The 12,169-nt window shown below is 38.2% G+C and carries 12 protein-coding genes; 11 read left to right on the top strand and 1 reads right to left on the bottom strand.

The window, feature by feature from the left end; translation table 11 throughout:
• The first annotated feature begins 56 nt into the window (after positions 1–56).
• From clpX to C3945_RS01555, 10 genes are all read left to right on the top strand, one after another.
• A complete protein-coding gene (gene clpX / locus C3945_RS01600; RefSeq protein WP_161877937.1) occupies positions 57–1,307 on the top strand; it encodes an ATP-dependent Clp protease ATP-binding subunit ClpX in 1,251 nt (416 codons plus the stop codon).
• A gap of 204 nt (positions 1,308–1,511) precedes the next feature.
• Positions 1,512–2,117 (top strand): ribosome biogenesis GTP-binding protein YihA/YsxC, encoded by a 606-nt coding sequence (gene yihA / locus C3945_RS01595; protein ID WP_161877936.1) that lies wholly within the window; start codon positions 1,512–1,514, stop codon positions 2,115–2,117.
• On the top strand, positions 2,114–3,253 hold the full coding sequence (locus C3945_RS01590; RefSeq protein ID WP_161877935.1) for a hypothetical protein: 1,140 nt from the start codon (positions 2,114–2,116) through the stop codon (positions 3,251–3,253). Before yihA ends, C3945_RS01590 begins: the two co-directional genes overlap by 4 nt.
• A 261-nt stretch (positions 3,254–3,514) precedes the next feature.
• The gene (gene obgE, locus C3945_RS01585) at positions 3,515–4,816 is read left to right on the top strand and encodes a GTPase ObgE (protein ID WP_161877934.1); all 1,302 of its coding nucleotides are present in this window, start codon (positions 3,515–3,517) and stop codon (positions 4,814–4,816) included.
• Between the two features lie 56 nt (positions 4,817–4,872).
• Positions 4,873–5,802 carry a ribonuclease Z gene (gene rnz, locus C3945_RS01580; protein ID WP_161877933.1) on the top strand — a complete coding sequence of 310 codons (930 nt, stop codon included), beginning with the start codon at positions 4,873–4,875 and terminating at the stop codon, positions 5,800–5,802.
• A 39-nt stretch (positions 5,803–5,841) separates the two neighbouring features.
• Positions 5,842–6,633 carry an SDR family NAD(P)-dependent oxidoreductase gene (locus C3945_RS01575; protein ID WP_161877932.1) on the top strand — a complete coding sequence of 264 codons (792 nt, stop codon included), beginning with the start codon at positions 5,842–5,844 and terminating at the stop codon, positions 6,631–6,633.
• A 111-nt stretch (positions 6,634–6,744) separates the two neighbouring features.
• Positions 6,745–7,074, top strand: a complete 330-nt coding sequence (locus C3945_RS01570; RefSeq protein WP_161877931.1) for a LapA family protein — start codon at positions 6,745–6,747, stop codon at positions 7,072–7,074.
• A 35-nt stretch (positions 7,075–7,109) separates the two neighbouring features.
• Positions 7,110–7,973, top strand: coding sequence for a DegV family protein (locus C3945_RS01565; RefSeq protein WP_161877930.1), 864 nt, complete (start codon positions 7,110–7,112; stop codon positions 7,971–7,973).
• A gap of 104 nt (positions 7,974–8,077) precedes the next feature.
• Positions 8,078–10,384: a single-stranded-DNA-specific exonuclease RecJ gene (gene recJ / locus C3945_RS01560; protein WP_161877929.1), complete on the top strand. Its 2,307-nt coding sequence runs from the start codon at positions 8,078–8,080 to the stop codon at positions 10,382–10,384.
• A 37-nt stretch (positions 10,385–10,421) separates the two neighbouring features.
• Positions 10,422–10,934 (top strand): adenine phosphoribosyltransferase, encoded by a 513-nt coding sequence (locus C3945_RS01555; protein WP_161877928.1) that lies wholly within the window; start codon positions 10,422–10,424, stop codon positions 10,932–10,934.
• Between the two features lie 93 nt (positions 10,935–11,027).
• Here the strand turns inward: C3945_RS01555 and lexA are convergent, their stop codons facing one another.
• Positions 11,028–11,663 carry a transcriptional repressor LexA gene (gene lexA, locus C3945_RS01550; RefSeq protein WP_161877927.1) on the bottom strand — a complete coding sequence of 212 codons (636 nt, stop codon included), beginning with the start codon at positions 11,661–11,663 and terminating at the stop codon, positions 11,028–11,030.
• A gap of 249 nt (positions 11,664–11,912) precedes the next feature.
• Between lexA and C3945_RS01545 the strand changes: the two genes are divergently transcribed.
• On the top strand, positions 11,913–12,161 hold the full coding sequence (locus C3945_RS01545; RefSeq protein ID WP_161877926.1) for a DUF896 family protein: 249 nt from the start codon (positions 11,913–11,915) through the stop codon (positions 12,159–12,161).
• Positions 12,162–12,169: the final 8 nt, after the last annotated feature.

Below are 12,169 nucleotides of genomic sequence, written 5' to 3'. Positions count from 1 at the left end.
GTGATGAGTATGAGAAAATAAATAAACACTAGGTATAGAAAAGAGGTGGCCTGCATATGTTTAATGATGGGGATCAAAAAGGTAGTATTTCCTGTTCATTTTGTGGTAAATCGCAGGAACAAGTAAAAAAAATAGTAGCCGGACCGGGTGTGTACATTTGTAATGAGTGTGTCGACTTGTGTCAGGAAATTATGGAAGAAGAATTCAGCAAGCAAAGTTACGACGATGAGTTGAGCGTACCAAAGCCTCACGAAATCAGAGAAATTTTAAATGATTATATTATTGGTCAGGACGCCGCTAAAAAAGCATTAGCAGTTGCGGTATATAACCACTATAAACGGGTGAACAACCTGTCAGATAACGCAGATGATGTCGAATTGCAAAAAAGTAATATTTGCTTAGTCGGGCCGACAGGATCAGGTAAAACCTACTTGGCTCAAACATTGGCTAGAATTTTGAATGTGCCATTTGCTATTGCAGATGCAACAAACCTAACAGAAGCAGGTTATGTAGGAGAAGATGTTGAAAATATTCTCTTGAAACTTCTTCAGTCAGCTAATTACGATGTCGAAGCTGCTCAACGAGGGATCATATACGTGGATGAGATTGACAAGATTGCTCGTAAATCAGAGAACGTATCGATTACGCGTGATGTGAGTGGTGAAGGGGTTCAACAAGCCTTGCTAAAAATTCTTGAAGGAACAACAGCAAGTGTGCCTCCTCAAGGTGGTAGAAAACACCCACACCAAGAATTGATTCAAATTGATACAACAAATATCTTGTTTATCGTTGGTGGAGCTTTCGATGGGATAGAATCAATCGTTAAGAACCGTCTAGGAGCAAAAGTTATCGGTTTTGGAGCTTCTAACAAATTAAAAGAAGCCGAAGAAGAAAGCAGCATTATGCAACAGATTGTTCCAGAAGACTTATTGAAATATGGCTTGATTCCAGAGTTTATCGGTCGTTTGCCCATTACAGCAGTATTGGAAAAACTGTCTGAAGATGATTTAGTTGAAATACTGACTAAACCAAAAAACTCTTTAGTGAAACAATACAAGCGCCTCTTAGAAATTGATGACGTTGAACTTGAATTCGAGGAAGATGCTCTTCGAAGTATTGGTAAAAAGGCAATCGAGCGCGATACAGGTGCTCGTGGCCTACGATCCATTATCGAAAGCATCATGCTTGATATCATGTTTGAAGTCCCAAGTAGAGACGATATTGGAAAAGTTATCATCACAGAAGAAACAGTTGAACACAAAATCAACCCAGTATTCTTTGGACATGATGGTCAAAAAGTAAGCTAAACAGTTGAATAGACAAACTAAAGCACACCCTCACTTATTGAAGAGAGTAAGGGGGTGCTTTTACGTGCAACTATTGGTATATATACGACATTTTTTTGTAACAATAGGCCTTCTTTGTCACAGTGCTTTAATAAAACCCTTTAATTTTTTTCATATTATGTTATACTACTTATTGATTCACCACGCTTCTAGAGGAGAGATAGAATGGATATCGAAAAAATACATCATGCTGATATAACGATTAGTGCTGTATCTCCAACACAATACCCGGATGATGGCTTTCCTGAGATCGTCTTAGCGGGCCGGTCTAATGTAGGGAAATCAAGCTTTATCAATACGATGGTCAAACGCAAGAAATTGGCGAGAACATCAGGTCAACCCGGTAAAACTAGAACACTTAACTTTTTTAATATTGAAAATGAATTGTTTTTTGTAGACGTTCCTGGCTATGGCTATGCAAAAGTATCGAACGCCGAGCAGGAAAAATGGGGCCATATGATGGATGACTACTTTGCCACCAGAGAAGAACTGGTTCTTGGTGTATTGTTAGTCGATTTCAGACATGAACCTACACCGCTGGATGTTCAAATGTATGACTTTTTTAAACATTACGGTGTACCAGTAATGGTCGTTGGAACAAAAGCAGATAAGATTAAACGATCTCAGTATAACAAGCATGAAAGTATTATTAAGAAAACACTAGAGCTTGAACCTGGGGATACCTTCTTTGCTTTCTCTTCAGAGACGAAAGAAGGAAGAACAGAAATCTGGGAAGAAATTTTAGCTCATACAAGGACTGGTAATGAATGAAACTATTAATGTATGGAGTGAATCGAGACAGCGTATCAGCTGATGACATTCATAAATACAGATTGGATGAACGAACACAAACCCAACACTTAAAAGATATTTCTGATTTTATCGGTGTGGAAGAGGTTGTGCTTCTTATTACTGAAAATAGAAATGAATACTACTTATATGTAGATGAGAAACAGTTCAAACATGGCGATTTATTAAGATACTTATCGCACTTTACAGGAAAAACTCTTGAAGAGACGATATTAGAAACGTACAGTAAGTTTAATGAAGATGTTGTCAAGCATTTGATGTCTATTTCAAGTAATGTGGCTACGTCCTCTAATCAGGTATTTGAACCCGTTGAAGTCATTGATCATGCGTTGGTTCATGCCAATACTCATCGAACAGTCAGAACTGTCCTTCACTCACTCTTTAAAACAGTAGTGGAGTTTTCTTTGGCTTTATGTGAAAAAGAATCGATTGAACCGCTCTTACAATCAGATATACATCGCTCAATTAAACGAATTAAAGCTAGTGTCTCTCATAAAAAATCAGTGGATTACTTGGTACTTGGTCACCATCCCATCACGGAACAAGTGATGAAGAACATTATAGGTAAATCTAATGCGTCTGTTACGTTTATTGATAGAATGGATTATATTACTGAAATAGATGACCACTTCAAGCAGTGGTTAACTATGATGGAGCAAGCTAATTTAATGAGTGATATTCAATGTGTTGGTATGAACCAACTCCTCTATCGATTATCTAAAGCGGATGTTGTTATAATAGGACCATCTATTCAGCATTCTTGGATTTCTGAAGATGTTTTAAAAGAAGTTCAGGTGATGAGACCGTACGCAAAAGTTCAACAATTCTTTGATTTTAGCCAGACTCAAGATGAAACAGTTTTCCATCCATTCAAGCATGTCGAGTACACACATATTAGCGATGAGCCAATAAAAGTATTCTCTGACGATAAAGTTGAAGAATCCATAACTGTATTTGATGATATTTTATCTGATTGGGCTAAGCGTTACATGGATAGATATGAACAGCTTCAAGTGGAAGAGACACCTTCTTTTGTAGGTGGGCAGCAAGCAACATTTTATGGTGACTACTCAAAAAAAGTATGCAGTAGAGCCTAAATAAAATAGAATAATGAATGATAGAAGCACGAGCTTGAGTTGTGATGCGTTTAGAAATAAAACGCCGCGTCGACAACTTAAGACTTGTGTTTTTTCTCTTTTTTAACTGAATAAAGTGGAATAAAGAGAAACGGATAAGCTTAAACAATAATTGTAAATAGATATGCGCGTCATTTTAGTGTAGAATAAAAGAGATATATAGGCACAAGGCTTCATGAAAGTATATGAAACTAAACGTCGCTTAGAAAGAAGGGGATTTATATGTCGATGTTTTTAGATCAAGTTAAAGTAAATATTAAAGCCGGTAGCGGTGGAGATGGAATGGTGGCATTTCGTCGAGAGAAGTATGTTCCAGATGGTGGACCTGCAGGAGGAGATGGAGGCTTAGGCGGAGACGTTATATTTGTAGTGGATGAAGGATTAAGAACCTTAATGGACTTTAGATATAATCGTCACTTCAGAGCTGAAAATGGCGAACATGGTATGTCTAAAGGCATGCATGGTCGAGGTGCGAAAGATTTATTTGTTAAAGTACCGCCTGGAACAGTCGTTAAAGATGCACAGACAGGTCAAGTTTATGCAGATTTAGTTGAACACGGGCAAGAAGCGGTTGTAGCTAAAGGTGGACGTGGCGGACGAGGAAACATTCGCTTTGCATCTCCTCGAAATCCTGCGCCTGAATTGGCTGAAAATGGCGAGCCAGGAGAAGAGTTAGAAGTTGAATTAGAACTAAAAGTATTAGCAGATGTCGGTTTAGTCGGTTTTCCATCTGTTGGTAAATCAACTCTACTCTCTGTTGTTTCTTCAGCGAGACCTAAGATAGGTGCGTATCACTTTACAACGTTGGTTCCAAACTTAGGCATGGTCAGTACCGAAGACGGGCGAAGCTTTGTTTTAGCGGATATGCCTGGATTGATAGAAGGTGCTTCTCAAGGTGTTGGACTCGGTATTGAATTTTTAAGACATATCGAACGGACTCGAGTTTTGCTTCATGTGATTGATATGAGTGGCATTGAAGGCAGAGATCCAGTAGATGACTATTATACAATTAACCAAGAATTGGAACAGTATGACTTGAAATTATTGGAGCGCCCTCAATTGGTTGTCGCCAATAAGATGGATATGCCATTAGCAGAAGAGAATTTAAAGAACTTTAAAGAAGCAATGAAAGAAAATGGAGAAGACATTGAAATATATGAAATTTCAGCATTAACTCAAAAAGGGTTAAATACCGTGATGTCCAGAACAGCTGATTTAGTCGAAACCACTCCAGAATTCCCATTATACCAAGATGAAACGGGTGAAGAAGAACGTGTCATGTACACCTTCACACCAGAAGATAAACAATTCCACATCACTAGAGAGTCTGACGGAACATGGGTTCTAACTGGAGAGAAGCTCGAGAAGCTTTATCAAATGACGAACTTCCAATTTGATGCGTCGGTTATGCGATTCTCAAGACAATTACGAGGCATGGGTGTGGACGAAGCGTTAAGAAAACGTGGTGCTAAAAATGGTGACACGGTTCGCATTGATACCTTTGAATTTGACTTTGTTGACTAGACGATTGAAAAGAAGATTACGGATTAAGTAAAACAGTATAAGTAGAGGATTTTGATATGGAATTGTTATTTTTAGGCACTGGATCGGGTGTGCCAGCAAAACATCGAAATGTATCAAGTATGGTATTGAAACTTTTAGACGAACGCAACAGCTTATGGCTGTTTGATTGTGGAGAAGCTACCCAACATCAAATACTGAATACGACTGTGAAACCACGAAAAATCGAAAAAATATTTATCACCCATATGCACGGAGACCATATATTTGGCTTGCCGGGTCTTTTAAGTAGCCGTGCCTTTCAGGGTGGCGATAGTCCGGTGACTATTTATGGGCCAGTAGGGATAAAGCAATATGTCTTAACGTCGTTAAAACTGTCTCACTCTCATATAAAATACCCTATCCACTTTAAGGAATTTTCAGATGATATGGTTTTATTTGAGGATCAGCAATTTATCGTCACGACTAAAAAATTACGTCACGGCATAGCCTCCTATGGTTTTAGACTAGTCGAAAAAGACCGCGAAGGTGAACTTCAAGCAGATCAATTAAAGGAAATGGGTGTGCCTTTTGGACCTTTATTTGGCAAGCTTAAAAAAGGCGAAACCATTACCCTTGAAGACGGCAGAGAGATCAACGGTGAAGATTTTATAGGACCTCGCCAAAGAGGCCGAATACTGACAATCCTTGGAGATACATTGACGACACCAAACAGTGTCGCGTTGGCAAAAGATGCAGACGTTTTGGTACATGAAAGTACCTTTACTGATTCAGACAAGGAATTAGCGAAGAGCTACAATCATTCCACTAATTTAGATGCAGCCAGAACGGCGAAAGCCGCAAATGCAAAAAAACTTTTGCTCACTCATATTAGTGCGCGCTACTTGTATGCAGAATGCAAGGAGTTAGAAAAAGAAGCAAGAACCATTTTCTCTGAATCGTATATTATGAATGACTTTACGGAAGTAGACATTCCTTTAAAAAAATAAAAATTTCATCACCATCACTAGCTGAAAAGGGGAGTATAAATGACATCTGTAAAAGATAAAATCATTTGGATTACTGGGGCATCATCCGGGATAGGAGAGGAATTAGCCTATCGATTGGCGGAAAAAGGCGCCACCCTCATCATTAGTGCGAGAAGAAAAGATAAATTAACTGAAATAAAAGAGACCTGTGTTAATCAATATCAAGCTAATGTGATTGCTTATCCTTTAGATGTTTCACGTCCAGATGATATCAAACGTGCTGTTGACCACCTCTTTAGTAAACTAGGCAGAATAGATGTATTAATCAATAATGCCGGTTACGGTCACACAGGATACTTCTTGGATTACGATCTGTCACAAGTCGAGCAGATGTTTAAAGTGAATGTCTTTGGCATGATGCACTTGTCGCAGCTCGTAGGGTCAAAAATGGCTAAAAGACGAACCGGACACATTATCAATGTCGGATCCATTGCTGGAAAGATTGCTACTCCCAATTCATCTGTCTACGCTTCAAGTAAACACGCTGTTCTTGGATTTAGTAATGCCTTGCGCTTGGAGTTACATGACTTTAATGTAGGGGTGACGACGATTAATCCTGGTCCAGTTGAAACACCTTTCTTTGACTCTTTTGATCCTGATGGTAATTACGTTAAGCGGATTAAACCACTTGTCTTACCAGTAGAAAAAGTGGCAAAAAAAACCATTCAAATAATCGGAACAAATAAAAGGGAAGTTAATATGCCCTTAATGCTCAGCATGGCTCATCGTCTCCATACACTTTTCCCCAATACAAGTGATGTTCTAACCCGAACGGTCTTTAATTTAAAGTAAGTCAGTAAATGATATCGAAATTAAATGGACTGAATCGATACAGTATAAATGAAATATTCGCATTCATATGGTAAGCTTTACCTACAAAGAGTTCGGAAGGGTGTGCAACTAATGAAAAAACAGTGGAGCATGATAGGTGCAATTGTATTAATAATATTCGTCGCCTGGCTTTCAGTTTTAAATGTCGACTCAGTACCATTGAACTTCGGATTCGCCGTAGTGGAGTGGCCATTGATTTTAATTATTTTTGTATCAGTCTTAGTGGGAGCTTTAATCGCCACCTTATTCTCAACAGTCAGAGAATACAGAAATAAGCGAAATCATAAAGAGACATCATCTAAAAAGTACCGTTCAGAAAAAGCTAATAATGATGTGACCAATGATGAGACAGACCTTTATTCTGTAGACAGTACGGATAATGATAGCGACTTAACTAACTAAGCTATCCTTAACATTAACTATCAGGGGGAAAAAAGATGAACAAACAAAAAATCGCTATACTAACGGACTCGGGTTCCGATGTACCGCAATATGTAAAGGATAAATTTAACGTCAAAGTAATCCCTTTAAAGATAATTTTTGAAGACGGGGAATATATCGATAAAGAAACGATTACAGCTGATGAAGTTTATCGCAGAATGGAAAAAGAGATACCTAAAACGTCTCTACCCGATGGCGAGATGATTAAAGGCATGTTAGATGAAATCAAAGCAGAAGGTTATGAAAAAGTATTGGCCATTACCATTTCCAGTGGACTAAGTGGCACAAACAATATGGTGCGCGTGGTTGCAGATGAATACGAAGGTCTTGACATATTCGTACTGGATACAAAAAATATCGGTATAGGCTCTGGATTTTCTGTAGTTGAAGCAGCTTATCAAGCAGCGAATGATATTGATTGGGAAACATTAAAAGCTAAGTTATCCGCAGGAATTGAAAAAGCGAAAGTGTTTTTCCATGTACCTACGCTAGAATACTTACAAAAAGGTGGACGTATTGGTTTAGTATCCTCTGTTTTAGGCAGCATGATGAACTTAAAACCCATTATCACTTGTAACGAGGACGGTATTTACCATACGGTTGCTAAAGTAAGAGGCCAGTCAAAATCAATTAGCAAAACAATTGATCTAGTTCAACAATTTGCTGGTTCATCGAAAAAATATAATTTGGCTATTGCATATGGTGGAGAGACAGCTCTAAAAGAAGCAGAATCCATCCGTACGATTATGAAGGAACGTTTATCTAATTATGAACAATTTTTCTTTGATCAAGTCAGTCCTGCTTTAGGTGTGCATACTGGACCAGGGTTAATTGGTCTAGGTGTACAAATACTGGATTAACTTCACAAATAAAAAGAATAGAGGAGATACTTTAAAGGAACACCTTTATTGTGTCTTCTTTTTTTATTATAATGGAAGATGCGAGTATAAAAGGAGTGTCCACTGTGCAAGTAAAAACAATTTGGGAACAAGATGAAACAGTTGAAGAATCTATTATTGAACAACTAGCTTTAGAAATGAAACGCTCTAAAACATTTATTCGTCTCTGTATGAATAGAGGCTTACATACAACAGAAGAGATTAATCAATTTATTAAACCAAGTGTTGAACAGTTTCAAGACCCATTTTCGTTATTTGAAATGGAAAAAGTTGTCGAACGTATTCAAGAAGCCGTTGAAAAGCAACAGCACATTACGATATATGGGGATTATGACGCAGATGGAGTGACGAGTACAGTTATTATGTACGAAGCGATTGAAGCCATCGGTGGTTCAGTCGATTATTATGTCCCGAATCGTTTCGTCGATGGTTACGGTCCAAATAGTGATGCCTTTGAAGCCATCATTTCTAATGGAACGGAACTCATTATTACAGTAGATAATGGTGTTGCGGGTCACGACGCCATCAGCCATGCGAAATCACTTGGAGTGGACGTCATTGTCACTGACCACCATGAATGCCCAGACATTTTGCCTGAAGCTTACGCTATTATTCATCCAAGACATCCATCGGGCAAGTACACTTTCCCGGACTTGTCTGGAGCAGGTGTCGCATTAAAAGTGGCGACTGCTTTACTTGGAGATATGCCGGAAGAATTAGTAGAGTTAGCGGCTATTGGGACTATAGCGGATGTGGTTTCACTCACAGGTGAAAACAGAGCGATCGCTTATTATGGTTTAAAGCTAATGAAACAAACCCAAAGACTCGGTTTGATCGCTTTATTATCAGCGTCTTCTCTAACGGCTGATTCGATTGACGAAGAAGTTATAGGGTTCAAATTAGCGCCGCCAATCAACGCGGTCGGTAGATTAGGGGATGCGGGATTAGTTGTTGACTTACTCATGACCTTTGATGATAGCGAAGCAAAAGAATTAAGTCGAGTTGTCTTATCGAAAAATGAAGAAAGAAAATCGTTGGTAAAAGAGATTACCGATGAAGCCTTTAAAAAAATAGAAGAACAAAAGAGTCAAGCCATCTTAGTGTTATACGACCCAAGTTGGCATGAAGGTGTCCTTGGGATAGTGGCAAGTAAAGTGGTCGAAAAAACACACAAGCCGACCATCATTTTAACAGCTAATGGAAAACAAGATTCGATTAAAGGATCAGGTCGAAGCATCGAAGGCTTTAATTTATATGAGTGTGTCTCAGAAGTAAAAGACCACTTGGTTCATTTTGGCGGTCATGACATGGCTTGCGGTTTAAGTATGAAAAAAGACGCCTTAGAAGACTTCACAGAAGCATTAAACAAAGTAGCAAGTGAATCGTTAGAAGCAGTTAGTCTAAGTAAAAGAGTCATGATTGACACCCGAGTAGACTGGGAAGAAGTAACCACTGACTTAATTGATGAATTAAGCTTATTAAAGCCTTTTGGGCAACACAATGCCAAACCATTGTTTAAAATAGAGTCTGTTTATCCAGAGAATGTGAAAAAAATCGGTGCAGATCAGACGCATTTAAAATCCACGCTGACTAAAGATAATAAACAATTAAATATGATTGCTTTCCAATCAGCTCACTGGGAACAGGTCATGAGTTCATCACCTAAGATAGATATCATAGGTTATCTATCTATTAATGAATGGAACGGTAACCGGAAAGTCCAGATGATGGCTGTCGATTACAAAGCGAAGGAACCTCTTTTATTTGATTACAGAAATAAAACAGTTGATAAAGCTGTCTTTGACATGCCAGACACTCACTTTGTTTTCTTTCAAAAAGATAATGTAAGCAAATGGGCAGAAGGCATTCATCCGACGTCGTCTTACCAATTGATTGAACCCGACCAACATATAGATTCGATAGGAGAAGAAAACTCAGTCGTTATTGTAGACATACCTGACCGTTTAGATGTGTTTGAAAAAACCTATGAAGTCTACAGAGATCGTTCCATTTACCTTTACAGCTTTGCTCCTCACGAGTATTACTTCAAAGGCATGCCAAAAAGAGAACAGTTTGGCCAGTTGTATAAATATATCAATCAAAAAGGAAGCGTTCATTTATCTAAGGATGCCCAAGAGCTAAAACGATTGCTAAAAGCGGATAATGAAACAGTTAAATTCATGATTATGGTGTTTTTAGAGAATGAATTTGTTACAATAGAGAGTGGAGAGTTGAGTATCGTATCTAATCCAGACAAGAAGCCTTTGGAAGATACCGTCACATATAAAAAGCGGCTGGAACAAATACGAGTAGAAGAGACGCTTGTATACAGTTCCTTTGTTGAATTACTCGACTATCTCAAAACGATTTAAGTAGGATTAGCAGCGTTAAGAAGACGGAGGAAAAGAAATGGATTTTAAGAAGTATATTGCTGATGTACCAAACTTTCCTGAAGAAGGCATCACTTTCAGAGATATATCACCTTTGATGGCTGACGGAGAAGCTTATAGAGAAGCAACAAATAAAATTGTTGAATACGCTAAAGGAAAAGGCGTCGAAATGATCGTCGGCCCTGAAGCTCGTGGCTTTATTGTTGGATGTCCAGTAGCGAATGAATTGGGAGTAGGCTTTGCGCCTTGTCGTAAAAAAGGTAAATTGCCTAGAGAAACCATCGAGGTAAGTTATGGTCTTGAATACGGCAGTGACATTCTTCAATTACACAAAGATGCCATTAAACCAGGTCAGAAAGTTTTAATTACGGATGATTTGTTGGCAACAGGTGGAACGATTGCTGCAACAATCGAACTCGTCGAAAAATTAGGCGGGGAAGTCGTTGGAGCTGCATTCTTTATCGAATTGACTGACTTAAAAGGCAGAGACAAAATTAAAGGTTACGATATCTTTACATTAATGAATTACTAGAAAAAATAAAGAACATAATCAATGCAGTGTGAGGCAGTAGATGCCTCCTTGCAAGGATTATGTTCTTTTTGATTTATCGCTGTTTACGATTGTTTAAAAAATGTGGCTACGATACAAAGAAACAACTTTACCTAAGATGGTTACATCATTTAAGAGAATAGGATCCATAGCTGAGTTTTCAGGCTGTAACCGAATATGGTCTTTTTCTTTGTAGAATCGTTTACAGGTTGCTTCATCTTCATCTGTCATAGCAATCACAATGTCTCCATTGTTTGCAGCATCCTGTTTTCTAACAATGACATGGTCGCCATCTAGTATACCTGCCTCAATCATACTGTTACCACGAATGGATAGCATGAATAAGTTTCCTTTTTCAACTTCTAAGTCATTAGGAACCGGGAAGTAGTCTGTCGCTTCTTCAATAGCCAATATAGGCTCACCAGCAGTTACGACACCAAGTAATGGGATTTTACCTTCGTCACGGCTAATTCCTAATTTGTTCAAACCTAATTCTGTAAATTCAATTGCTCTAGGTTTAGAAGGGTCTCTAAGAATATACCCACTTTTTTCAAGTCTTGACAAATGTCCATGTACTGTTGATGTAGAAGACAAGTCAGTTGACAGCCCAATTTCACGAACGGTAGGTGGGTAACCTTTCTTTTTTACTTGTTCATAAATATATTTTAAAATTTCTTGTTGTTTTTCACCTTTACGGCCTCTTGTGCTCATTTGCATTCCCTCGCTTTTAGTGGAGTCAGTTTTATAGTAAATAATGAATAAATAAAAACGGAACGATTGTTCTATTGTTACCAAAAGTATATCACAGGTTAATGGCTAAATCAAACGGATGTTCGAAAAATAAACGCGTCTAAATCAGTCTTTTTTCCGTTATCTCTACCACTTTTAGCGCAGTAATGGTATCATAAATAAGGAATGCAATAGACTTTTTTGTTTAGAGTGACTATCAAGGAGGATAACATGTTAGAAAAAGATAAGCTTGACCGTATTAATGAATTAGTGAGAAAAGAACGAAGCGAAGGTTTAACGACAGAGGAAAAAGCTGAGCAACAAGCTCTTCGAGATGAATACATCAAAGCATTTCGTTCGGGTATGAGAAATCAAATTGAAGGGTTAAAAATTGTTGATGAAGAGGGTTCTGACGTCACACCTGATAAATTGAAAGAAATCCAGCGTCAAAAAGGGTTACACAATAGATCAAGTGAGTAGTTTGCAAA

Origin of the sequence: Alkalibacterium sp. MB6 (assembly GCF_009935905.1) — a bacterium.
Classification (GTDB): domain Bacteria; phylum Bacillota; class Bacilli; order Lactobacillales; family Carnobacteriaceae_A; genus Alkalibacterium.
This window is presented reverse-complemented; position numbering and strand designations above follow the sequence as displayed.